Origin of the sequence: Streptomyces sp. 2A115 (assembly GCF_052245575.1) — a bacterium.
In the GTDB taxonomy this organism is placed as follows: domain Bacteria; phylum Actinomycetota; class Actinomycetes; order Streptomycetales; family Streptomycetaceae; genus Streptomyces.
Genome location: NZ_JBQQCG010000072.1, coordinates 1 through 24,463, shown reverse-complemented (window position 1 = coordinate 24,463; position 24,463 = coordinate 1). Strand labels below are relative to the sequence as shown.

The 24,463-nt window shown below is 70.3% G+C and carries 18 protein-coding genes and 1 pseudogene; 10 read left to right on the top strand and 9 right to left on the bottom strand.

What is annotated here, in order from left to right; translation table 11 throughout:
• Positions 1-14: 14 nt before the first annotated feature.
• From ACTWQR_RS41675 to ACTWQR_RS41665, 3 genes are all read right to left on the bottom strand, one after another.
• Positions 15-4,763 carry a cation-translocating P-type ATPase gene (locus tag ACTWQR_RS41675; protein ID WP_443232473.1) on the bottom strand — a complete coding sequence of 1,583 codons (4,749 nt, stop codon included), beginning with the start codon at positions 4,761-4,763 and terminating at the stop codon, positions 15-17.
• Positions 4,764-4,991: 228 nt separating this feature from the next.
• Complete coding sequence (locus tag ACTWQR_RS41670; protein WP_443232472.1) at positions 4,992-5,183, bottom strand: hypothetical protein; 192 nt, start codon at positions 5,181-5,183, stop codon at positions 4,992-4,994.
• Between the two features lie 8 nt (positions 5,184-5,191).
• The gene (locus tag ACTWQR_RS41665) at positions 5,192-6,043 is read right to left on the bottom strand and encodes a helix-turn-helix domain-containing protein (RefSeq protein WP_443232471.1); all 852 of its coding nucleotides are present in this window, start codon (positions 6,041-6,043) and stop codon (positions 5,192-5,194) included.
• A 278-nt stretch (positions 6,044-6,321) separates the two neighbouring features.
• Between ACTWQR_RS41665 and ACTWQR_RS41660 the strand changes: the two genes are divergently transcribed.
• Both ACTWQR_RS41660 and ACTWQR_RS41655 read left to right on the top strand, forming a co-directional pair.
• Positions 6,322-6,822, top strand: a complete 501-nt coding sequence (locus tag ACTWQR_RS41660; RefSeq protein WP_443232470.1) for an ATP-binding protein — start codon at positions 6,322-6,324, stop codon at positions 6,820-6,822.
• Between the two features lie 408 nt (positions 6,823-7,230).
• A pseudogene (locus ACTWQR_RS41655) lies at positions 7,231-7,542 on the top strand (LysE family translocator); the annotation flags it as partial.
• Positions 7,543-7,568: 26 nt separating this feature from the next.
• Here the strand turns inward: ACTWQR_RS41655 and ACTWQR_RS41650 are convergent.
• Positions 7,569-8,528: an alpha/beta hydrolase family protein gene (locus ACTWQR_RS41650; protein WP_443232469.1), complete on the bottom strand. Its 960-nt coding sequence runs from the start codon at positions 8,526-8,528 to the stop codon at positions 7,569-7,571.
• A 165-nt stretch (positions 8,529-8,693) separates the two neighbouring features.
• On the opposite strand from ACTWQR_RS41650, the gene ACTWQR_RS41645 reads away from it, so the two are divergent.
• Positions 8,694-8,939, top strand: a complete 246-nt coding sequence (locus tag ACTWQR_RS41645) for a hypothetical protein (protein WP_443232509.1) — start codon at positions 8,694-8,696, stop codon at positions 8,937-8,939.
• Positions 8,940-9,016: 77 nt separating this feature from the next.
• Here ACTWQR_RS41645 and ACTWQR_RS41640 read toward each other — a convergent pair whose 3' ends face one another.
• The 5 genes from ACTWQR_RS41640 to ACTWQR_RS41620 all read right to left on the bottom strand — a co-directional run bounded on the left by ACTWQR_RS41640 (position 9,017) and on the right by ACTWQR_RS41620 (position 15,127).
• On the bottom strand, positions 9,017-9,886 hold the full coding sequence (locus ACTWQR_RS41640) for a carbohydrate ABC transporter permease (RefSeq protein ID WP_443232468.1): 870 nt from the start codon (positions 9,884-9,886) through the stop codon (positions 9,017-9,019).
• Between the two features lie 8 nt (positions 9,887-9,894).
• Positions 9,895-10,848 carry a carbohydrate ABC transporter permease gene (locus tag ACTWQR_RS41635; RefSeq protein WP_443232467.1) on the bottom strand — a complete coding sequence of 318 codons (954 nt, stop codon included), beginning with the start codon at positions 10,846-10,848 and terminating at the stop codon, positions 9,895-9,897.
• Positions 10,849-10,909: 61 nt separating this feature from the next.
• Positions 10,910-12,277: an extracellular solute-binding protein gene (locus ACTWQR_RS41630; protein WP_443232466.1), complete on the bottom strand. Its 1,368-nt coding sequence runs from the start codon at positions 12,275-12,277 to the stop codon at positions 10,910-10,912.
• Between the two features lie 379 nt (positions 12,278-12,656).
• A complete protein-coding gene (locus ACTWQR_RS41625; RefSeq protein ID WP_443232465.1) occupies positions 12,657-13,352 on the bottom strand; it encodes a response regulator in 696 nt (231 codons plus the stop codon).
• Entirely contained in the window at positions 13,349-15,127 is a 1,779-nt protein-coding gene (locus ACTWQR_RS41620; protein WP_443232464.1) for an ATP-binding protein, read from the bottom strand. Before ACTWQR_RS41620 ends, ACTWQR_RS41625 begins: the two co-directional genes overlap by 4 nt.
• A 140-nt stretch (positions 15,128-15,267) precedes the next feature.
• Here ACTWQR_RS41620 and ACTWQR_RS41615 point away from each other — a divergent pair, with 140 nt between their 5' ends.
• The 7 genes from ACTWQR_RS41615 (at position 15,268) to ACTWQR_RS41585 (ending at position 24,463) form a co-directional block, all read left to right on the top strand.
• Positions 15,268-16,671: a cation:dicarboxylate symporter family transporter gene (locus tag ACTWQR_RS41615; RefSeq protein WP_443232463.1), complete on the top strand. Its 1,404-nt coding sequence runs from the start codon at positions 15,268-15,270 to the stop codon at positions 16,669-16,671.
• Between the two features lie 510 nt (positions 16,672-17,181).
• Positions 17,182-18,063 (top strand): NAD(P)-dependent oxidoreductase, encoded by an 882-nt coding sequence (locus ACTWQR_RS41610; protein ID WP_443232462.1) that lies wholly within the window; start codon positions 17,182-17,184, stop codon positions 18,061-18,063.
• Positions 18,064-18,179: 116 nt separating this feature from the next.
• Positions 18,180-19,742: an AAA family ATPase gene (locus tag ACTWQR_RS41605; RefSeq protein WP_443232461.1), complete on the top strand. Its 1,563-nt coding sequence runs from the start codon at positions 18,180-18,182 to the stop codon at positions 19,740-19,742.
• Between the two features lie 42 nt (positions 19,743-19,784).
• Entirely contained in the window at positions 19,785-20,213 is a 429-nt protein-coding gene (locus ACTWQR_RS41600; RefSeq protein WP_443232460.1) for a MerR family transcriptional regulator, read from the top strand.
• A complete protein-coding gene (locus ACTWQR_RS41595) occupies positions 20,210-20,542 on the top strand; it encodes a thioredoxin family protein (RefSeq protein ID WP_443232459.1) in 333 nt (110 codons plus the stop codon). The genes ACTWQR_RS41600 and ACTWQR_RS41595 overlap by 4 nt, the downstream gene beginning before the upstream one ends.
• Positions 20,543-20,675: 133 nt before the next feature.
• On the top strand, positions 20,676-22,997 hold the full coding sequence (locus tag ACTWQR_RS41590; RefSeq protein WP_443232505.1) for a HelD family protein: 2,322 nt from the start codon (positions 20,676-20,678) through the stop codon (positions 22,995-22,997).
• Between the two features lie 53 nt (positions 22,998-23,050).
• Entirely contained in the window at positions 23,051-24,463 is a 1,413-nt protein-coding gene (locus ACTWQR_RS41585) for a cytochrome (RefSeq protein ID WP_443232458.1), read from the top strand.

The window sequence follows — 24,463 nt, the reverse complement described above, 5'->3', positions numbered from 1 at the left end:
ACCTTTGTCCGCTTTCACAGCCTCTGGGAGGCGGCACCGGAATGGCCTGCGGGTGAACTTTCCCTTGCCAGTGCGGAGCGCCCCTCCGCCCGGGCCGCCGGCGCGACACCACCGGCGGCGCGCTGCACCACGGCGGGCAGCAGAACGGACCCGGCCGCCGACGTCAGAGCGATCGTCCAGCCAACGGGGCCCAGGGGCCGACTGCCGAAGAAGTGGCTGAGCCCCGGCACGGCCACCACCACGCCCAGCACCACCAGGGACCCCACCACGGCCGCGGCGACCACCGGATCGCGGCCCGCGTCGGCCATCGTCTGGAGCAGCTGGGAGGCCACGAGTGCGACCAGGGCGACGGTGTCGGCGCGGCCCCGGGTTCCGGTTGCCCGGGCGACCACCCAGGCGCCGGCGGCCGCCGCCGTGGTGACCGCGGCACGCAGCCGGATGTGGCGGATGAGGGCCGTACCCAGCGAGGCCTCGGGCCCCTCCGCCAGGAGCTTGTCGGGGTGGTCGGCCGGAGGCCGGGCGGCGATGGCCATGGCGGGCAGCATGTCCGTGAGCAGGTTGACCAGCAGGAGCTGGCGTGCGTTCAGCGCACTGCGCCCGGTGAGCAGACTGGTCGCCAGGGTGAAGACGATCTCCCCGAGGTTGCCGCCGAGCAGGATGCCCAGCGCCTTGCGCACCGAGGCCCACATGGCCCGCCCCTCGACGATGGCGTCCACGATGGTCTCGATGCGATCGTCGGTGACCACCACGTCGGCGGCCGACCGGGCCGCCGGGGTCGCCCGGGACCCGAGGGCGATGCCGACGTCGGCGATCCGGATGGCGGGGGCGTCGTTGGCGCCGTCGCCGGTGACGGCGACGATCCGGCCGGCCGCACGCAGGGCGGTGACGATACGGACCTTGTGCGCCGGGGTGACCCGGGCGAACACCGTGATGTCCGGCAGCGTTCCCGCGAGCGCGGCGTCGTCGAGGGAGTCCAGCTCCGTCCCGGTCATCAACCGCGGTTCCTCATCGGGCCGCAGCTCCCTGGCGATCGCGGAGGCAGTGCTCGGATGGTCCCCGGTGACCATCACGATCCGTACCCCGGCCCTGGCCAGCCGGTTCACGCTCTCGGCCGCCGTGGCCCGCACCGGGTCCGCGAGTCCCAGCAGGCCCAGCAGACACAACCCGTCGAGGCCCTCCTCGCTGAGATCCGCAAGGCCGGCGAGCGCGGCGCTGTCCTGCGGCGCGTCCGGCGGCAGGACGTGCTCGGCGACCGCGAGGACCCGCAGGCCCCGCCGGGCCAGCCGGTCGATCTCCGCCTCGGTCTCCTCCCGCAGCCGGTCGTCGAAGGGCTCGCTGCCGCCGTCCCGGCGGACCCGGTCGCAGCGGGCCAGTACGACCTCCGGTGCGCCCTTGACGACGATCCGCGCCTGGGAATCGGTGCGCCCCAGCACGGCGTGGTAGCCGCGCCCGGGCTCGAACGGAAGCTCCGCCAGCCGGTCCCAGGTATCTGACATGAGCCCGGCGGCCCGGGCGGGGGCGGCCCCGAGCAACTCGGCCCCGGCCGCGATGGCACGGTCGGTGGGGTGTGCGAGCGTCGCGGCCGCCTCCGTCGGACCCGCCAGGGCCGCCGTGGCGACGACCCGGCGCAACGCCGGGGTGAGCCGGTCGGGCGGACGGCGCTCCAGCCCGTCGGACACCTGCTGGAGGCTGATCCTGCCCTCGGTGAGCGTGCCGGTCTTGTCGAAGCACAGCACATCGGTGCGCCCCAGCGCCTCGATGGTGGAGGCACCGCGTACGAGGGTGTCCCGGGTGGACAGCCGACGGGCCGCGGCCAGCTCCGCGACCGTCGCGACGAAGGGCAGCCCCTCGGGCACCGCGGCGACGCACAGGCTGACCGCTGACCCCAGGGCGGCGCCCAGGGGCCGCCTGCGCAGCAGGTCGACAGCGAAGAGGGCGACTCCCGCGGCGACGGACAGTGGCAGGAACCAACGGCCCAGGGCCTTCAGCCGCCGCTCCACACCGCTCTCCGGCGGCCCTTCCAGGGGACCCACCTCCGCGGCGCTGCCCGCCTCGGTGGCGGTCCCGGTGGCGACGACCACGGCGAGTGCGTGACCGGCCGCCACCGTCGTCCCCTGGTAGAGCATGGAGGTGCGGTCCGCGACGGCCCGCGCCGCGGTCGGTGCGGCGGTCTTCACGACCGTCTGCGACTCGCCGGTGAGACTGGACTCGTCGGCCTCCAGGCCCGTCGCCCGCACCGCCCTGCAGTCGGCCGGGACCGCGTCACCGGCCCGCAACTCGACCACATCGCCGGGCACCAGGTGCTCGGCGGCCGCGTCGACCGCCTCGGCCCGGTCCGCGCGGCGCACCCGTACCCGTACCGAGGTCGCCTCGACCAGTCGCTCCGCCGCATGGTCGGCCTTCTGCTGCTGCACCCCGCCCACCAGCGCGTCCACGCCCAGGACCCCGCCGATGAGCATGGCGTCCAGCACGGAGCCGAGCGCCGCCGAGATGCCGCCGCCGATGGCGAGGATGGGCGTGAGCGGATTGGCCAACTCCTCCGCGAACCTGCCGATCAGCGTGACGGCACCGTCGTGCCGGTCACGGCCCTCGAACTGCCGGCGCCGGGCGGCCTCGGTCTCGTCCAGCCCGCGGGAGGAGGTGCCGAGCCGCGCCATCACCTGACGTACCGTCATGGAGTGCCACGGCGTACGCTCCACGGCCGCCGGAGCCGGGCGGCCGCGGAGCCGCCAGCCCGCCCAGAAGCCCGCCACGACCCCCGCGAGGGTCACCGCGTCGGTCACCAGACGGGCCCGTGCCCAGGCTCCCGGGCGGGGGACGAGGAGGGCGAGAGCCGAGCCGGCGAGGGCGCCGACGCCCTCCAGACGGGTGCACAGCACGCTGACCCGCCGGGCCTCCGGCAGAGCGGTCAGCAGCAGATGGACGACATCGGGCGGAGCGGCGACATCGGCGTCCCACGGCACATGGCGCGGACCGGTGACCACTCCGATGCCCAGATCCGCACGGGCCAGCGCGCGCCGGGTCCGTGCCGAGACCATGGCGACACCGTGGCCCTCCGCCTGGAGCGAGCGGACCAGCGCGGCCGTGCGGCGGTGCCCGGTCGGGACCGCCGCGGGAAGCCCGAACCTGCGGTGCAGCCCCGGAGGTCCGCCCACCAGCCGCACCTGGCCGCACTCACCCGCCGCGCGTACCAAGTGGTGGGCCAGCGCATGCAGTTGGGGGACCAGACCGGCCATGGCGACTGGCGTTCCCTCCCGCAGCACGAGCAGGACCTGCGCGCCCTCCTCGGCCCAGCGCGCCGCCGACGCGGACGTCTCCTCGGAGATCGGGGCGCCGCCCGGGGCGGTGTCCGCGCCGGTGAACGGCCGCAGCGCCCAGCCCGCCTGCTGCCGCGGCGGCCGCGCGGCTCCGCCGCCGCGCCGGCGCCGCCACGCCGACGGCCCGCCCGGCTCGATCAGCTCGTGGATCCGCGCGTGGATCTCGTCGTCGTCCGGGACCCCGCCGTCTGTGCCCTCCTCTGTGCCGTCCTCTGTGCCGTCCTGTCTGCGGTCCTCTCTGTCGTCCTCCGCCTCGCCCGGCCGTTCGCCGGACGGCCCCAGGCGCACCACGCTCTCGACCGTCCAGCCGCCGGTGGCCAGCACCCGGGCGTCGAGGACGACGGTGTCGATACGGTCGAGACGGCGCAGTACCTCCGGGCGCAGCACGAGCGACCCTCGGTCCGAAACGGTCCGCGATACCGAGGAGGCGAAGGACTCCCGGCCGAACCGCGGGCCTCTCGGTGTCCCGGCGGTCAGCAGCGCCAGCCCCCGGTCATGGCTGAGCGTGCCGACCGCGGTGAGCCCGTACGCCGCCAGGGACGCCGGCACCGCCACGTTGGCGTACCGCTCGCCGGGCCCCGGCGGCAGCGGTGCGGGCCGCTCGGGGGCGGACACCGCGTCATGGCGGTACGTCCCCTCGCGCGCGGCCAGCCCGCGCGCCCAGTTCCCCCACGTCCTGCGGCGGGCCTGCGCCTCCGCGTACCGTGCCCCGGCCAGCACGGCGCTCACCGTGGCACCCAGCGGCCGGAACGTCAGCGTCGTCACCAGGAGATTCGCCGCGGCCCAGCCACGCTCCGCCGTCGTCTCGCCGATCCGTCGGGCGATCCCCTCGCGCAGCCGAGGCGTTGCCTCCCCGAGCTGGATCGCCGAGAGCACCACCGGCGGCAGGCCACGAAGCCGCAGCAGGTTGCCGACCGACGCCACCCCGACCGCCACCATGCCCGCACCGAGCTGAACGGCCGCCTCGACCGGCGGCCCCGCCGTGCCGGGGAAGCCGACCGGCCGCGGCGTCCGCCGCGCACCGGCGCCGCCTGCACCCGGCTCGCTCTCGCCGTCAGCGCCCGTCTCCGGTGCGACGGCGTCCGTGGCGTCCGCGGCGTCCGCGGCGGAGACCAGGGCGACGACGCGCTCCAGGTCCGTCTCGGGCCCGCAGCCGACGTACACGCAGCCGAGCGTGCCGTTCACCTCGGCACGGCTCACCCCTGGCACCCCGCGCAGCGCGGCCTCCACCTCGCGTGCCGCACGAGCCGTCCCGGGCCCTCCCAGGCGCCGAACCTCGACCTGCACGCCGCCGGGGGTCCGCCAGAGCCGGGGGGTACGGGGTCGCAGCGCACCTCCGATCACCGGCAGCGCCGCCGGTACGGCGGTCAGCCACCCGACGGTGGAGCGAACCGTCCCGGACACGGACCGGGAGATTACGGACGGGGCGAGCATCGGCCAGATCACGCGGCCTCCACCTGGGCCAACGGGGGCGTGTTCGGCGTCCCGGAGGACACACCGCTCCCATCCAGTATGAGCACGCACCAGCAGCATCGTCCTGCGCAGGCGTGACGGGATCGTGCATCGGGTGCGGATGAGGCGCGGTAGCGCTGGGGTGCGGTGGCGCGGCCTGCCCCAACGGTTCGGGTTCTGGACGACCGCATCAACTCGCGATTCGCCGCCCTCTTAGAACACTTAGAGCAGGTGGTCGGCTTTTCCTGCCTTGATGTCGCGGATGAGGGTGCGGAGCGCTTCGCGGGTGTCGGTGAGGTAGGTGTCTTCCTGGCCGGCGATGGCGATGTAGGCGTTGTTGTTTGGGTCGGTGCCTATGCGGAAGCAGTTGGCGCCTTCGCCGCAGAAGGCGTCTTCCCAGGTGATGTCCGGCACGGGTGCTCCTAGAGGTCGTCGGCGAGCGTGCGGATGAAGTCGCGCGAGGCTTTGGGGGTGAGGGCAACGGACTGTGCGGCGTCGAGTTGGGCCCGGTACTTGTGCAGTTGGGTCTCCGTGTCGATGAACTCCGGGCCGTGGGTGCTGTCGAGCTCCACAGTGTCGAGCCGGGGGACGGTGGACTCGGCGTAGACGACGGACTGCCCGGCACCGGGGAAGCCGCCCGCCTTGAACGCGATGACCCGTACGGTCACGGTGTCGCGCTCGGACATGCGCAACAGGTGCTCCAGTTGCCGCCGGGCCACCGCCGGTCCGCCGAACTCCATGCGGAGGGCGGCCTCGTGGAGGATCACGTCGAGGGCTGGGGGCTCTGGCCGGTCGAGCACCTGCTGGCGGTCGATCCGTTGGGCCACCCGAGCCTCGACGTCTGCTGTGGGCAGGGGCGGGATCACGGCTTCGAAGACGGCTCGGGCGTGTTCCTCGGTCTGGAGCAGCCCCGGCAGGTGCACAGTGACGGCAATGCGCAGCCTCTTGGCGTGCCACTCCAGTTCGGCGATGTCCAAGAATGCGTCCCGGAGTTGGCCCCGGTAGGCCTCCCACCATCCCTTGTCGCGCCCAGCGGCCATGGCGGCGAGGCCCTCGATGAGATCCCGGTCCGCGCAGCCGTAGTTGCTCGCGAGGGTGCGTACGCGTTCGGGGCTGATGCCGGAGCGGCCCGACTCCATGTTGGGGACGTTCGTGCGGGGGACGTTCAGCAGGCTGGCGGCGTACTCCGTCGTCATCCCGGCCGCGACGCGCATCCTGCGCAACTCCGCGCCGAGCCGCCGTTGGCGCTCCGTCGGTGTGCTCCTCGGCGGCATGTGCCCTCTCCCGTTCGGCCGTTGACTGGGTCAGTCTGCCGCCGGGGTACGTGATCGGTCCACCGGGGAGTTCCATGAGGAGTAGTACATGTACTCCTCTCATGCTCTACAGTCGGTGACGAGTCGCTTACGGCCCGACGTTGCCGGAAGTGCATCGCGCGAGCCTGCCCAGGTTCTCCTTCCCTGGGAGGGGTGGGGTCGCGTCAGGGAGATAGGCCACCGGTCGGGTCGAGACGCCAGCCGTCCGCCAATTCACCGTGTACCCAAGGGAGTTCCTCATGCCCGCAACAGCTGTTTCGGCCTGTTCCGTCATCACCGACGTGACCGTGGAGAGTGCGTCACCGTCGCCCGACACCCTCGCGTACAGCCTCACGCTTCCCGCCGATCTGACCAGCCCTCGGATCGCGCGGGCGGCGACCCGGACGATCCTTCAGGTGCACGGGATGGAGGGCGTCACGGATGCTGCGGTGCAGGTGGTGGGTGAACTCGCCGCGTGTGCCTGCCGGTTCACGTCTGGGGCCGAGGTGTATCTGTCGCTGCGCTATCGGGAGGGAGCGTTGCGGGTGATCTTCTACGACGGGCATCCACGGCACACGCATCCTCGACTGGCGGCGGCTTGTGATGCGCGGCGGAGGGCGGCGTTGCGGGTGTTGGGGTGCGTGGTGCGGGCTTGTGAGGGGGAGTGGGGGTTCGGGGAGGCTCGGGAGCCTGGGGGCGGGACTCGGATGTGGGCGGTTCTGCCTTGGCGGGGGGCTCGGGACTATGTCCAGGTGGGGTGAGGCGCGGGCCGGGGCGCGAGCGTCGCCGTTGCCGCAGGGGCGGGGCCGTGGGTGTGGCGCGTGCCGAGCCCTTGATGCCGGGCTACCGGCCGTCGGCGTCGGGGCGTCGGTCGACCACCTTGGCGGTGAAGGGGCCGTTGAAAGTGCTGCCTCGGACGTCGAGGTGGTCTCCGCTGTACTAAGGGGCGTCCGTGGAGCCGCGAAAAGGACCCTCCCGGGGGCCGGTGTCGGTGTCGGCGTCGCGAGACTGGGCCGGCCTCGGGGTCAGCTCGCGGAGTACGGCCACCGCCGCCGCAGTCGCGTTCGCGGCGGCCCGGGGCTGGGAACCTCCGGCGTCCGCAACGGACTTGGCGGCGTTGGCCTTGTCGCTGATGCCTCGGATGATCACCGACGGGGGACACGGGCAGGGCGGCCCTGCGCACGCTGTGGGAAGGGTTCGCGGTCGGTGTGGCCAACCCGAAGACCATTGTGTTCTTCGCCGCGGTGCTGCCGCGGTTCGTGGACCGGGGCCAGGGGAACGTTGTGGCTCAGATGCTGCTGCTGGGTCTCGTCTTCAACGTCGTCGCGGTGGTCTCCGACAGTGTGTGGGGGCTGGTCGCGGCCACGGCGCGGGACTGGTTCGCCCGGTCGCCGCGGCGGCTCTCGGCGGTCGGTGGGGTCGGTGGACTCACGATGATCGGGCTTGGTGTGACTGTCGCGGCGACGGGGCGCAAGGAGTAGGCGCCGGTGCCGGCCGTGGGTGGGCCTTACTTGGATTCGACCCGTCCGAGCGGGTCGGGTCCGGCCGTCAGCGCGTCACGCGCCGCCTGCCAAGCGGAATCCCCGGGGTAGAGCTCGCTGCGGAGGTAGGCCCAGGTGAGCCGCTGGACTGCGGCTACTCGCTCGGGATTCTCGTCCGTGGTCTCGGCGACGTCGTATCCAGCGACCCCGCCGAGCCCGTGCTCCGCGTCGAACAGGGTGAGCAGGGACTTGGGGCCGGGGGAGAGGACGTACGGATCGGTGTGCCATTCCGGACCCCGAACCGTCAGATGGGCAGAGGCGTCCTTGTCGCCGGCGACCACGAGCGCGGGCGTCGTCATCTCGGAGAAGTCCATGGTCAAGAAGAAGGAGTAATTCTCGGCCACGAACTCGGTGACGGCATCGCCGCCTCTGCCGGGCGCGGCAAGCAGTACACCCGCCTTGATCCGGGGCTCGGTCAGATCCACTTCCGTTCCGTCGCGCGGATCGGTGAGCCGGGCGCCCAGCAGCAGGCTCGCGGTGTGCCCGCCCATCGAGTGCCCGGCTACGGCGACCTTGCTTCGGTCCAGGCGTCCGAGGAGCTGCGGGACGGCGGCCTCGATCACGTCGAGCTGGTCGAGGATGCGCTTCATGTCCTCGGCGCGTGATCGCCAGTGCAGAGGTGCCCCGGGGGTGTCGGGATCCAGGCTCAGCGTCCTCGAACTCAGATGGGTGGGCTGGATCACGACGAACCCGTGCGCCGCCCAGAAGTTGGCGAGGGGCGCGTAGCCGTTCAGTGAGGAGAGGTTGTTGGAGTAGCCGTGGCCGTGCGAGAGGAGGATGACCGGCAGGTCGCTCCCGGTCACGGGCGCGGAGACTCGCACTTCCAGGTCCACGGCTCGGTCCGGAGCCGACAGCACCAACGGACTGACCGAGAGCACGGGAGTGGGTGAGGTGAAGGTGTCGGCTGTGTAAGTCGATTCACTCATGATGCGTGTTTCCGTCCATTTTCCATTCGATGGCCTCTGCTGCCGGTCTCGTTCGGCCGGTGGCCGGTGGCCGGTGGCCGGTGGCCGACGGCCGGTGAGGCGGGCAGGAGTGATCGGCTTCAGCAACGCCGAAGCGGAACCTTGTTCCGATTAACATACGGAGCAGTGTTCCGCTTTGTCAACGGCCATCAGGAGGAGAGCGGTGTGCCCACACCGATGCGTGAGATCGCGGCCAGGGCGGGTGTCGGGGCGTTCGCCGCGGTGGGGGAGTCGGTGACCGCCTATGTTCGCCAACGGCGGCTGGAGGAGGCCCGGCTGGCACGAGCAGGATGGTCAGAGCAGGTGGTCGGCCTTTCCTGCCTTGATGTCTTGGATGAGGGCGCGGAGGGCTTCGCGGTGTCTGTGACGTAGGTGTCTTTTTGGTCGGCGATGGCGATGCGGTGGACTCGGCGTAGATGACGGACTGCCCGGCACCGGGGAAGTCGAGGTCACCCCTTAACCGCCCCACCCAAAGCAAACCCCCCACCCAACCGCCGCGCCACCAACACATACAACAGAATCACCGGCATCGAATAAATAATCGAGAACGCCGCCAACTGCCCATAAACCACCGTCCCCCGATTCCCGAAGAAGTCGTTAATGCTCACCGAAGCCGGCATCTGATCCGGACTCAGCAGCAGCATGAACGGCACAAAGAAGTTCCCCCACATCATCACGAACGAGAAGACGGTCACCACCGCCACCCCCGGCCCCATGAGCGGCAGCACAATCCGTAGCAGCGACTGGAAACTGGACGCCCCGTCCGTCCAGGCCGCCTCCTCCAACTCCTTCGGTACCCCGTCCATGAAGTTCTTCATCAGCCAGATGGCGAACGGCAGTTGGGACGCGGTGAAGAAGAAGATCGTGCCCTGCATCGTGTCGATCAGGTTCACCTGAACGAACAGCGCATACACCGGCACCATGATCGCCGTGATCGGCAGACTCGTCGCGAAGAGAATCGTCAGCAGGAACGGCCGGTTGAGGCGGGACCGGAACCGCGACAGCGGATACGCCGCCAGCGCCGCGCACACGACCGTCAGCAAGGTCGCCCCGCCGCACAGGATCAGACTGTTGAGCAGGGGCGTGAACGTGATGTCCGGCTTCAGGACCGCGTCGAAGTTGTCCAGGGTGACGCCGTCGGGGACTTTCACCTTCAGGTCGGCGTTCGGGTCCACCGACGAGAGGAGCACCCAGGCGAGGGGAAGGATGAACGTTGCCGCGACCACGAGAAGGCCCGCATCGGCGGCGTAACGACGGCTGCTGCGGCGGGACTTGAGCGTAGGGACCTTGGGGGCAGGGGCCTTGGTGATGGTGGCCATGATGGATGTCAGACCTCCGTCCGCAGCAGGCGCATGTAGACGACCGAGAACAGCGAACCGACCACCAGCAACAACAGCGCCACAGCCGTCCCGTACCCGATCATGCTCTTCTGGAAGGCCTGTTCGTACATGAAGAGCGGGAGGGTCTGGCTGCGGTTGCCGGGGCCGCCCCGCGTCATCACCCAGATCAGGCCGAACACCGACAGCGTTTGCAGCGTGTTGAGCATCAGGTTCGTACCGATGGACCGGCGGATCATCGGAAGCGTGATGTGCCACATACGACGCCAGCCACCCGCCCCGTCGACCTCCGCCGCCTCCGTGATCTCCTTCGGGATTTCATTCAGTGCCGCCGAGTACACCAGCATCGAGAAGGCCGTTCCTCGCCATACATTCGCGAACGACACCGCCAGGATCGGGAGCGTGAACAGCCAGTTCTGGGACGGGAGACGCAGCCAGTCCAGGATGGCGTTCAACGTGCCCTCGCGGCGGAAGAAGGCGTAGAGGAGGAAACCGGCTACCACCTCCGGGAGCACCCACGCCGTGATCACGATGCCCCCGACGACCGTACGGACCGGCTTTGACGCGCGCTGCATGAGCGACGCCAGCGCCAGGCCCAGGGTGTTCTGGCCGATGAGGGAACTCAGGACCGTGAAGACGAGCGTGAGCCACACAGCATTGAGGAACGCCTCGTCCTGGAAAGCGGTGCGGAAGTTGTCGAAGCCGATGAACGACGACTCGGCCTGACCCGTGAGCTGGAGGTCGGTGAAGGCGATGTACGCGCAGTACGCGATGGGGCCGACGAGGAAGAGGAGCAGGAGGACCAGGGCGGGTGAGACGGGAAGGGCGCGGGTGAGTGCGCGGAGGGTGGGGTGGTGTCGCGGCGTCGGGGGTCCGTGCTGTGGGGCGGTCGGGCCCGGCGCGGTCTTGACCACGCCGGGGCCGGGCGGGGACGCGGCGGTCATGAGTCGCTGATCATTTCTTGCTCATTCCCACGCACCCTCTCGCTCGCCTCTTTCACCTCGCTCACTTCTTGATCACCTGGTTGTCCGTGGCCGTCCTCAGTTCCTCGTCGTAGCGGCTCGCCGCCTCCTCGACCGAGCTGTCGCCCGTCGTCACGCCCTCCATGGCCTCCTGGATGGCCGTCGAGACCTTCGGGTAAGCGGGGTAGGCCGGCCGGTAGTGCGTGATGGAGACCAGGTCCGTGAAGAACTTGATGCCTGGCTGCGCCTTCACGTACTCCGGGTCCTCGGCCACGTCCGTCCGCACCGCGATACCGGAGTTGGCGATGTACCACTTCTGCGCGTTCGCCTTCGTCTGCATCGTCTTGATGAAGTCGAAGGCCAGGTCGGGGTTGGCCGCCTTGGAGGGGATCGACCAGGTCCAGCCGCCCGACATGCTCACCTTGCCGGGGGCCTGGCCCTTCTGCGTCGGCATGTACGCGAGGCCCAGCTTCTCCGACCACTCCGGCCATTCGTGGCCGGCGCCCTCCAGCCAGTCCTGCGGGAGCCAGGAGCCGTCGAGGTTGATGCCGAGCTTGCCCTCGGGGAGGAACTCGCCGCGGACCCTGGTTCCGATGTTGGGGTCGAGGGCATCCGAGACGTCGGGGCCGAGCTTCTCCTTGAAGACCGTTTCGACGAACTGGAGCGAGTCCCTGAAGGCCTGGCTTCCCGTGACCCACTTCTGGGACGCCGGGTCGTAGAGGGGGTTCTCGTTACCCCCGGTGGCCGTCCCGTACAGGAGCATTTCGAAGCCCTGCATGGCGGCGGCCTCACCCGCGGGTTTGCCCGTGTAGACGTTCAGGGGGATGACGTCCGGGACCTCTTCCTTGATGGTGCGGGCCGCTTCGAGGATGTCGTCCCAGGTCTTCGGCTGCCAGTCGGCGGGGAGTCCGGCCTTCGCGAAGATGCCCTTGTCGAACCAGAGACCGCGGGTGTCGGTGCCGTCCGGGACGCCGTACGTCTTCCCGTCCAGCCCCTGTGCCGCCGCCTTCGCCGAGTCGACGAACTGGTCCCAGTCCTCCCACTTTTCGAGGTACGGGTCCAGGGGCATGAGGTATCCGCTGGTGATGTCCGAATTGATGACGAACGTGTCCTCGTAGACCAGGTCCGGGGCGGTCTTGGGGGAGCGGAGCATCTGCTGGAGCTTCGTGTAGTACTCCGAGTCGGGGGCCTTGATCGGGACGAGCTTGACCTTCTTGCCCGGGTTCGCCTTCTCGAACTGCTTCTTCATGTCGGCCAGATAGGTGTCCGGGACCTTGATCGCGTTGTCCGTGGACTGTTTGAAGGAGACCTCGATGGTGTCAGGGTCGCTTCCGGAGTCGCTTCCGCAGGCGGAGAGCGTGGTAGCGGCGAGCAGAGTTGCGAGGAGAAGAGGAACGGCGGTGGGGCGCACGGGGCACGACCTCCTGCTGGCCGACGTCGTTGTGGCCGAGTTGTGGCTGCCCCGAGAACGTAAGAGTAGTGATCTAGTCAGGTCAATGACCCTGCACTGGCCGGGACTTGGGTAGCACTCGTGTGCTGCGGCTGCCACACAGTGGAAGGGGACACCGGAATGCCGGAACCGACGGAACCAGACGTCACCGTGGGGCAGTTGCTGCTCGCCGAATATCAGACCGTCAAGGACGAGCAGAAGGCGCGGATCGGGTTTCGCGACAGGGGCGTACGTCCGGGGCGATCTGGGGCCACGGCCGGCCGAGCTCGCGCGGGTCGACCGGGCGGCAGCCTTCGGCTGGGACGAGCCCGGCGAGCGGTATCTGCCAACAACCTTCCGCCTACGTCCCCTTCACCCACCGATACTGCAACTCCGGCCTCCCCACCTGCCCGTACTGCGGACTCCGACCGGCCCTCCCCGCGTCCACCAGATGCTCCAGATACCGTCGCGCCGTGATCCGGGAAATCCCCACCGCCGAGGCCACCCCCGTCGCTGTCAGCCCCTCCTCGCAGTCCCGCAACGCCCGGGTGACCCGCTCCAGCGTGGGCGCGCTCAGCCCTTTGGGCAGGGCCGCGGGGCCAGGAGCCCGGAGCGTGGCGAGTGCTCGGTCCACCTCGTCCTGGCCGCTGGCCTCGCCCACCGCCGCGTGGAACTCGGCGTAGCGGATCAGCCGGTCCCGCAACGTGGCGAAGGTGAACGGCTTCAGTACGTACTGCACCACTCCAAGCGACACCCCCTCCCGCACGACCGTGAGGTCCCGCGCCGAGGTGACCGCGATGACGTCCGCGTGATAGCCGGCGGCGCGCAGCGAGCGGGCCAGCTGCAAGCCGTGTACGTCCGGCAGGTGGAGGTCGAGCAGGAGCAGATCGACCGGCGTACGGTCCAGGGCCCGGCGGGCCTCGGCCCCGGTGTGTGCCTTGCCGACCGCGGTGAAGCCGGGCACCCGCCCCACGTACAGGACATGCGCGTCCGCCGCGACGGGATCGTCTTCGACGACCAGGACGCGGATGTCCTGGGATGGGGCAGGCGTGCTCATACGGTGCCTCCGTGCGGAGTCGGCTCTGACTCAGGCTCAGGCGCGAATCGCGGCTCGGGTGCGAATTCGGGCTCGGGCCCGGCGTGGACCTTAGTCCGCTCTCGCCCCGGCGTCCGCTCCAGCCCCGGTTCCAGTGCCGGCCCCGCGTGCGGCAGCGGCAGCCGTACCTCGAATGAAGCCCCGCCCCCCGCGGCCTCCGTCACGGTCAGCGTTCCGTTGTGGCGGGCGACGGCCTGCCGTACGAGGGCCAGGCCGAGCCCCCGGCCGCCGGGCCCGGACGGCTTCGTCGACCAGCCGCGCTGGAAGACGGCCTCCGTGTGGGCCGGGTCCACCCCGGCCCCGGTGTCGCTGACCCGCAGCACGAGCTCCCCGGAATCCGCCGAATCCGCCGAATCCGCGGAATCCGTCGAATCCGCGATCGCCGTCACCGTGACCCGGGCGCCCACCGAGCCCTGCGCCGCGTCCACGGCGTTGTCGATGAGATTGCCCAGGACCGTGACCAGATCACGGGAGGGGAGCGACTCCGGGAGCAGACCGTCGTCGATGCTGCTGTCCTCGGACACGACGAGTTCGACGCCACGCTCGTTCGCCTGGGCGGTCTTGCCGAGAAGCAGGGCGGCCAGCACCGGCTCGCTCACCGCCGCGACCACCTGGTCGGTCAGCGCCTGGGCCAGTTCCAGTTCGGCCGTGGCGAAGTCGACGGCCTCCTCGGCGCGGTCCAGCTCGATGAGTGAGACAACGGTGTGCAGGCGGTTCGCGGCCTCGTGGGCCTGCGAGCGGAGTGCTGTGGTGAAGCCGCGTTCCGAGTCCAACTCGCCCATCAGGGACTGGAGTTCGGTCACATCGCGCAGAGTCACGACCGTGCCCCGACGCTCGCCGCCCGACACCGGGGAGGTGTTCACGACGAGCACTCGTGAGTCGGTGAGATGCACCTCGTCCACGCGGGGCTCCCCGGAGAGCAGCGTCCCGGTCAGCAGGGTCGGCAGGCCGAGGTCCGCCACCGAGCGGCCCACCACGTCGCCGGTCACGCCGAGCAGTTCCCGACCGCCGTCGTTGATCAGCGCCACCCGGAACTGGCCGTCCAGCATCAGCAGACCCTCGCGCACGGCGTGCAGCGCGGCCTCGTGGTAGTCGTGCATCCGGCTGAGCTCGGCCGCGTTCATGCCGTGGGTGGAGCGGCGCAGCCGGGCGTTTATGACGTACGTACCGACGGCGCCCAGAGCCAGGGCGCCGGCCGCGACGCCGAACAGGGCCGTCACCTCTCCCCGGACGCGTTTACTTATCGCCTCGACCCTGATGCCCGCGCTGACCAGGCCGACGATGTTGCCGTTGTCGTATATGGGTGTGACGGCGCGCACGGACGCGCCGAGAGTGCCGGTGTACGTCTCGGTGAAGGTCTCGCCGAGGAGCGCGCGGTCCCTGTGGCCGAGGAATCGCTTGCCGATCAGGTCCTTGTTGGGGTGGGTCCAGCGGATGCCCTCCGGGTTCATGATCGTGACGAAGTCGACGTCCGTGTGGCGCAACACGTCGGTCGCGTACGGCTGGAGGGTCTTCGTCGGCTCGGCGGTCCGGATGGCCTCCCGTACGGAAGGGGCGTCCGCGACCGAGCGGGCCACTCCTACGGCCTGGCGGCCCGCCGCCTCCTCGGCCTGGCTGGTGTCGCCGACGTACGTGAAGAGGGCGTACCCCGCGACCAGGACCGCGACCAGCACGGCCTGCATGGCGAAGAGCTGGCCTGCCAGGCTGCGGGGGCGCGGGAGGCGGGGGGAGCGCATGCCCTCAGTCTGCCTCCACCGATAAGTGAGAACTAAATGAACGGAAGGGTGACCGCCCTCACAAGGCGGGAGATAGTCACCGCAACCCCGGACGTGAGCCGCACGCCGGTGATGCCGACGATGACGTCAAGGAGGCAGCCGTGGCCAGCACGCCCACAACTTCACCTGCCACGCCCGCCCGTAAACGGGACCGCACCCACTACCTCTACATTGCGGTGATCATCGCGGTGATGCTCGGCATCACCGTGGGACTGGTCGCCCCCGACTTCGCGGTCGAGCTGAAGCCCATCGGAACCGGCTTCGTGAACCTGATCAAGATGATGATCTCGCCGATCATCTTCTGCACGATCGTGCTGGGCATCGGCTCGGTACGGAAGGCCGCGAAGGTCGGCGCGGTGGGTGGCATCGCGCTCGGCTACTTCACGGTGATGTCGCTGGTCGCCCTCGGGATCGGTCTCGTCGTCGGCAACATCCTGGAGCCGGGTACGGGTCTGGCGGTGACCGACGCGGTCAAGGACGCGGGTCACGCGCAGGTCACCGAGGCCAAGAACACCGAGGAGTTCCTGCTCGGGATCATCCCGACGACGATCGTCTCCGCCTTCACCGGTGGTGAGGTCCTGCAGACGCTGCTCGTCGCACTGCTCGCCGGGTTCGCGCTCCAGGCCATGGGCTCGGCCGGCCAGCCGATCCTCCGGGGCGTCGAGCACATCCAGCGGCTGGTCTTCCGGATCCTCGCGATGGTGATGTGGGCGGCACCGATCGGTGCGTTCGGTGCGATCGCGGCGGTTACGGGTTCCGCTGGTGTGGACGCGCTGAAGAGCCTCGCCGTGCTGATGCTCGGCTTCTACGCCACCTGTTTCCTCTTCGTCGGCATCGTGCTCGGCGCGCTGCTGCGGATTGTCGCGGGCCTCAACATCCTCACGCTCTTCAAGTACCTGGGCCGTGAGTTCCTGCTGATCCTGTCCACCTCCTCCTCCGAGTCCGCCCTTCCGCGGCTCATCGCGAAGATGGAGCACCTGGGCGTGAGCAAGCCGGTGGTCGGCATCACTGTCCCGACCGGCTACTCCTTCAACCTCGACGGCACCATGATCTACATGACCATGGCCTCGCTGTTCATCGCCGACGCCATGGGTACGCCGATGTCGGTGGGCGAGCAGATTCCGCTGCTCCTCTTCCTGCTGGTCGCCTCCAAGGGCGCGGCGGGCGTCACGGGAGCGGGTCTCGCGACCCTGGCCGGTGGCCTGCAGTCGCACAAGCCCGCGCTGGTGGACGGCATCGGTCTGATCGTCGGCATCGACCGCTTCATGAGCGAGGCGCGCGCCCTGACGAACTTCGCCGGCAACGCCGTGGCGACCGTCCTGATCGGTACGTGGACCAAGGAGATCGACAAGGAGCGCGTCGACCAGGTGCTCGCGGGGCAGCTGCCCTTCGACGAGACGACGCTGCTGGACGACGACGGTCACGGCGGGCACGACGACGACGCGGCCACTCCGGCCGGCGACGTGCCGGGCCAGCCCGAGGACAAGGCCCTGGCGAAGGCCTGAGCGCTCCGCTGGAAGAGCGGTGATGCTGTGTCGATATGCGGCTCCGCCGCGTGCGCGGGCCGGTGGGGGCTGGTCGCCCCCCGCGGCGGAGCCGCATATGTCACAGCCCCGCGCCCCTTACGGGGCGCGGTACCGCCCCGAACCCAACCAGGGCCGCTTGGGCCCGAGCCCAGATTCGGCGGAGCCCAGCCCCGAGGGGCTGGGGTACTCCGCCGGGCCGAAGACTCCGGGCGGCTGGGCGCATCCCCCGTCGCTCCGCCGCCCGGTCCCCCGCTCAACCCCGGCCACCGGCCGGTGGCCCCGGCTCTCCCCGGCCGGGCCACCGGCCGGTGGCTTTCGCTGTGTGGCCTGGCTGCCACCCGCTCGGGATGGTGGGTCGGGCATGGGCGACTCTGATTGAGCTTCCGGTGACTCCCGGTGCCTTCGGGGTTCCTCGCTTACCTCTCGCTCAGTACCTGACCAAATAGTGGGTACTTGTGGCGAGTTGGGCGTCCGGACAGCATGGTCCGTATGACAAATGACCTTGAAAAGACGCCCGTTGCCGTCCTCGGTCTCGGCGCCATGGGCCACGCCCTCGCCGCCGCGTTCCTGAAGGCCGGACACCCCACCACCGTTTGGAACCGGTCCGCGGGCAAGGGCGACGAGCTGGTCGCCCAGGGCGCCGTCCGGGCGGCGACCGCGGGTGAGGCCGTGCGGGCGGCCGAGCTGGTCGTCGTGTGCGTGGTCGACTACGACGCGGCCCAGGCGGTCCTCGAATCCGCCGCCGACGAGCTGCCCGGCCGGGTGCTGGTCAACCTCACCTCCGACACCCCGGAGCGTTCCCGTACCACCGCCGCCTGGGCGAACGAGCGCGGCATCGACTATCTCGACGGCTCGATCATGGTGCCGGTCCCGATGATCGGACAGCCCGAGGCGCTGGTCTTCTACAGCGGGCCCCGGGCCGCCTACGACAAGTACGAGACGGCGCTGAAGGCATTGGGCGGGAAGCCGGCGCACCTCGGCGAGGACCAAGGACGGGCCGCCGTCTACGACCTGGCGCTGCTCGACTACTTCTACGGGTCGATCTCCGGTCTGGTGCACGCGTTCGCGCTCGCCGGGGCCGACGGGGTGCGCGCGGTGGATCTCGCCCCCTATCTCGACACCATCACCTCCTTCATGCCGTCCCTCGCGGCCGGCGCGGCGCGGGACGTCGACGCGGGCAGCTACCCGGGTGACGCCGCCAACCTCGGCATGATGGGAACCGCCGTGGGCCACATCCTGGAGTGGGGCGAACACCGAGGCCTCGACGTGAGCATGATGCGCTCCATCAAGGAGGTCTACGACAAGGCCGTCGCCCGCGGTCACGCCGCCGACGGCTGGGTGAGCACGATCGAGGTCGTACGGGGTGGATGAACCGCGCGTACGCCAAGGGACCCTTTGAGGACACTTTGGCGCAAATCCTTTGACGTGCCCCTGAATTCGGCCCCACGCTGAGAGACCACAGCGGGCCGGAACGCACGGGGGCAGGCATGGGCGGCGGGGTCGAGATCATCAGCGACGAGGAGTACGAGGACCGGGCGGCGGCCGCGAGCGCGGGGTCACCGCTCTCGCTCGACCGGGTGAGCGAGCTCTTCTACGAGTTCCTCGAAGCGGTCGCCCGGCCCAAGCGTGGGGCCGGCGACGGCCGCAATCTCGCCGAGCGTATGCGGGCGCACCTGGGCTCCGCGCCCGGGGACCAGCCGGTGGTCAAGGCCGCGTACGCCGCGTACGACCTGCCCAACGTCCATCTGGCGGTGGAGCGTTGGTTCGAGGCGGCCGAAGGGCGCTCGTACGAGTTGATCGGCATGCGGGGGTCCTCCGATCACGGCGATCTGACGCTCGGCGACATCCTCGAGTCCGCCGACCGCTACAACCGGTTCGTGGTCGGCGCCGTCGACTACGCGCAGCTGCCCGTCTCTCCCGACGACGAACTCGCCTGCGTCTCCTTCGGGTTCTACCTCGGGCGGGAGGGCGAGGAACGGTTCGCGGTGCTGCTGCGGGGCCCGGCGGACGAGTACGGGCGCAACAAGGTCGAGGTCGAAGTCCTCGCCCGGGAAAAGGAGTTCGCGGACCGGGTGCTCGCCGAGTTCGACGCGCTGGTCCGCGAGCACAACATCTTCCGCGGGCAGATCCTGTCCTTCGAGGGCTCCGAGTTCGGCGACGGCCTCGGACCGTTCCGCTTCCACCGCAGGCCCGCGCTCACCCGTGACGACATCGTGCTGCCGTCGGGGCTGCTCGAGCGGGTGGAGCGGCAGGTCGTCGGCGTGGCGCGGCGCCGCGAACGCCTCCGCGCGGCCGGCCAGCACCTGCGCCGCGGCCTCCTCCTGTACGGGCCGCCGGGCACCGGCAAGACCCACACCATCCGCTATCTCCTCTCCCACCTCCCCGAGTTCACGGTCGTCGTCCTGGCCGGCACGAGCATCGGCGCCATCGGCCCGGCCTGCGCGCTCGCCCGGATGCTCCAGCCCGCGCTCGTCATCCTGGAGGACTGCGACCTGATCGCCGAGGCCCGCGACTACGGCGGCGGCGAACAGCCCCTGCTCTTCCAGGTGCTGAACGAGATGGACGGCCTCGGCGACGACGCGGACGTGGCCTTCCTCCTCACCACCAACCGAGCCGACCTCCTCGAACCGGCCCTCGTCCAGCGCCCCGGCCGCGTCGACCTGGCGGTCGAGATCCCGCTCCCCGACGCGGAGGGCCGCGCCCGCCTCCTGGGGTTGTACGGCTCCCGGCTCGACCTCGGCAAGGACCTCATCGACGAGCTGGTCGCCCGCACGGACGGCACGACGGCCTCCTTCACCAAGGAACTCGTACGACGGGCCGTGCTCCTCTCCGCGGAACGGGAGGCGGAGCTGACGGAGGCCCAGGACGTACGGGCGGCGGTGGACGAGCTGCTCTCCGACCGCGACCGGCTGACGCGGCGGCTGCTCGGGGTGCGGGATCCCGAGGAGGGCGATGCGGAGGGGCTGCCGGACGTGGACGTGGACGTGGACGAGGGCATGGACATGGAGGTGTACGTGGACATGGACGGGGAGGGCTCTTCCCGCCCGTGACACGTTGCCTTGACGTCAGGGTCAAGGATTACCGTCGTACGCATGCGAATCGGCGAGCTGGCGGCGCGGACCGGAACCACCACGCGGACTCTCAGGTACTACGAGTCGCGGGGGCTGTTGCCCGCGCGGCGTGGGAGCAACGGGTACCGGACGTACGACGAGGACGATCTGAAGCTGCTGCGGCAGATCAGGACGTTGCAGGACTTCGGGTTCGAGCTGGAGGAGACGCGGCCCTTCGTGGAGTGTCTGCGGGCCGGGCACCCGGAGGGTGACTCGTGCCCCGCCTCGCTCGCCGTGTACCGGCGCAAGCTGGGCGAACTCGACGCGCTGATCGGCGAGTTGCAGGCCGTACGGGCGCAGGTCGGCGAGCAGTTGACGCGGGCGGAGCTGGCGCGGGACGAGCTGGCGGCCGGGGCGGAGGTTCCGGGCGGCCCGGAACCCGTATGCGAACTGGGAGGGTGGACGCGGTGATCAAAGCGGCAGGCGTGGCGGAAGTGACTGACGAGAGCTTCGAGGCGGATGTGATCGGGGCTGAGCTGCCGGTGCTGGTGGAGTTCACGGCCGACTGGTGCCCGCCGTGCCGGCAGATCGCGCCGGTGCTGAGCGCGATCGCCGCCGAGGAGGGCGAGCGGCTCAAGGTGGTGCAACTGGACGTGGACACGAATCCGCTGACCACGAACGTGTACGGAGTGTTGTCGATGCCCACGCTCATGGTGTTCCGTGACGGGGAGCCGGTGAAGTCCATGGTGGGCGCCCGGTCGAAGCGACGGCTGCTGCAGGAACTCGTCGACGTGCTGTAACCCCGTCGGGTGGGTCCATTGACCAACAAGAAATCCCCCGCAGGTAATTGCCTGCGGGGGATTTCTTTGCGTATATTGAATGGTTCACGACTTCACGGAATTAAGTCGCGGAGAAGTTCAGTAGGCACAGTATATCCGGCCGGGAGCGGAATTGTCAAACAGGGGATCGCACACAGAATTCACCGACGATGAATTGCGGCACGAGCAGGAATTCATCGACGAGCTGTACGCACGCGTGGACGCCCTGCGCGGAGACACGGAGGCATCCGTCGTGGACGCGCTCGGTCAGGGCAACACGCCCATGCAGGCCCGGCTCGAACGGGACGTCCTCGTCGCCGAGCGATCGGGCCTGCTCGCCGCGCTGAACGCGGTGGACGGCTCGCTCTGCTTCGGCCGTATCGACCTGACCACCGGACTCACCCACCACATCGGCCGTATCGGCATCCGCGCCGACGACACCGAGCACACCCCGATACTGATCGACTGGCGGGCTCCCGTCGCCCGCCCCTTCTACCTCGCCACCGGTCACACCCCGATGGGTCTGCGCCGTCGTCGGCACATCACCACCGAGGGACGCGACGTCACGGCCCTGCACGACGAGATCCTCGACCTGAGGGACCAGCAGCGGACGGGACACGAGGACCACACCGGCGACGCCGTCCTGCTCGCCGCCCTCAACTCCGCGCGCACCGGCCGCATGAGCGACATCGTGCAGACCATCCAGGCCGAGCAGGACCGCATCATCCGCGCGCCCCACCGCGGGGTACTGGTGGTGGAGGGCGGCCCGGGCACGGGCAAGACGGCCGTCGCCCTGCACCGGGCGGCCTATCTCCTCTACGAACACCGGGAACTGCTCGCCAAGCGGGCCGTCCTGATCGTCGGCCCGAACCCGGCGTTCCTCGGCTACATCGGCGAGGTCCTGCCCTCGCTCGGCGAGACCGGCGTGCTGCTCGCGACCGTCGGCGAGCTGTATCCCGGCGTCAAGGCGACCGCCGTCGACACCCCCGCGGCCGCCGCCGTGAAGGGCCGCGCCGACATGGCCGACGTCCTCGCCGCCGTCGTACGCGACCGCCAGGTACTGCCCGACCCGGTGATCGCCATCGAGCAGGACCGGGACATCCTGATGCTCGACGCCGATCTCGTACGCGTCGCCCACGAGCGCACGCGTGACACGAAGCTGCCGCACAACGTGGCCCGCGAGCACTTCGAGGGCCACATCCTCAACACGCTCACCGACATGCTGGCCGAGCGGATCGGCACGGATCCCTTCGACGGTACGAACCTGCTCGACCCCAGCGACATCACCCAGATCCGCGAGGACCTGGCCGAGAACCCCGAAGTCTGGTCGGCCATCGACCAGTTGTGGCCGCGCGTCACCCCTCGCCGGCTCGTCGCGGACTTCCTCGCCGAGCCCGACGGCTACGTCTCCGAGGCCGACGCGGACGCCATCCGCCGCCCGGTGACGCGCGCCTGGACCACCGCCGACGTCCCCCTCCTGGACGAGGCCGCCGAACTCCTCGGCGTGGACGACCGGGTGGCCAGGGCGGCCGCCGAGAGGGAACGCAGCCATCAGGTCGCGTACGCGCAGGGCGTGCTGGACGTCTCGTACGCCTCCCGTACCTACGAGTTCGAGGACAAGGACGAGGAGGACGCGGAGGTCCTCTCCGCGCACGACATCATCGACGCCGAGCGGATGGCCGAGCGCCACGAGGAGGACGACCACCGCAGTGCCGCCGAACGGGCCGCCGCCGACCGCACCTGGGCGTTCGGCCACATCATCGTCGACGAGGCGCAGGAACTGTCGCCGATGGCCTGGCGGCTGCTGATGCGGCGCAGCCCCACGCGGTCGATGACGCTCGTCGGCGACCCCGCGCAGACCGCCGACGCGGCGGGCGTCGGCTCCTGGTCCGACATCCTCCAGCCCTACGTCGAGGACCGCTGGGAGCACACCCGCCTCGCGGTCAACTACCGCACCCCGTCAGAGATCATGGATCTCGCGGCAGCCGTCCCGCGCGCCGAGAACCCGTACTTCCAGCCGCCCAGCTCCGTCCGTTCGACCGGCGTACGCCCCCTCGTGCGCGAGACGGCCGACCTGCCCGGCACCGTGGCGAAGGCCGCGGCGGAGCTGGCCCCCGCCGAGGGGCGGCTCGCGGTGATCGCGCCGCGCGACCTGCACGAGGCGCTGGCCGCGCGGCTGGACGGCGTCACGGCGGGCGAGGAGCCCGACCTGACCCGTTCGGTCGTGCTCCTCGACCCCCGCCAGTCGAAGGGGCTGGAGTTCGACGCGGTCCTCGTGGTCGAGCCGTCCCGGTACGGCACGAGTGACCTCTACGTCGCGCTGACGCGGGCCACGCAGGCTCTGGGGATCGTGCACACGGAGGAGTTGCCGAAGGCGTTGACGGAGGCGCTACAGGAGGTAACCACCACAACCTCCGCAGATATCACCAAGTCGTAACAGTTGGAGTCATGGTCACAGCTTGTGCATGTCTCATGCGGTAAGCGTGTTCGATGGAACCAGACTCGTTCGGCGCGGTCCCGGCCGGCAGCCCCCCGCTCGAAGCGCTCGCCGTCGAGCCCCTGCTGACGTCGGAGTTCGACGCCGATCCGGGCAGTGTGTACGGGCGGCTGCGACGTACGTACGGTCCGGTGGCGCCGATCGGTCTGCTGGGCGTGCCGGTGTGGCTGGTTCTCGACTACCGCGAGGTCCTGGAGGTGCTGCGCAACGAGAGTCAGTGGCGGCGGGACATCCGGTACTGGAGGGCACGGGCGGAGGGGCGGCTGCCGCCCGAGTGGCCCCTGCTCGCCGGATACGAGGTCCGGCAGACGATGTTCATGGACGACGAGGAGCACCGGGCCGCCCGGCAGACCTACCACAGCGCTCTCCGGCCGTTCCAGGACTCGCAGACGCCGCAGGGGTGGGAGCTCAGGTCGGCCGTCGTGGCGTACGCGGACGAGCTCATCGCCATGCTGGCCGCGGAGTCCGGTACCACCGGGTACGCCGATCTGGCCGCGCAGTACACCCGGCCGCTGCTCCTGATGGTCACCACCCGGCTGTTCGGCTGTCCCGTCGAGCTCGGGGACGAACTGGTCATGGACCTGTGGCGGATGCTGGACGGCGGGGCGGACGCCGGGCCCGCGACGGGCCGCGCCCTGGCGGCGATGACCCGTCTCGCCGCCCACCGGCGGGCCCGGCCCGGCGATGACCTCACCTCCTACATGTTGCTGGCCGACCCGGGCCTTTCCGACGAACAGCTCGGGCGTGAGCTGTTCATGAACGCCGTCTATCTCACCGACATCACCGGCAACATGGTCTGCAACACCTTGTTGGAAGTGCTGCGCGGCAACGCCACCGTCCGGCGGAGCCTGTCGGCCGGGCTGATCGGCGAGACCGTCAACCGGGCCGCCCTCGCCAACACGCCCGTGGCCAACATGTGCTTCCGTTTCGCCGCGCGGGATGTCCGGCTCGGCAACTTCTGGATCCGGGCGGGCGATGTCGTCTCCCCTTCCTCCGCCGCGGCCCACCAGGACCTCATGGCCATCGGGGCACCGCATCTCGTCGACTCCACCGTCAGTACGCGGGCGCATCTCGGGTGGGGCGCCGGGCCGCACCAATGCCCCAGCGCCGCCCGTGAGCTGGCCGGCACCATCGTGACCACGGCCGTGGGCCGCGTCTTCGAACACTTCAGCAAGGTCGAACTCACCCTGCCGGCCGACCAGTTGCCCTGGCGGTCGGGTCCGGTGGTCCGAGGGCTGCGGCTGCTGCCGGTCCGCTATGAGCTCAGCGGAAACGGTCCGGCGCGTCGGCCTGTGCCTGTGCGTGGGGGTGTAGTGGCTGAAGCCTCGCGTGCGCCCGACGGTCAGATGCGGGGGTTGTTGGGTGCGTTGCGGAAGTTGATGTTCGGGGGGCGGAAGGGGGATTGA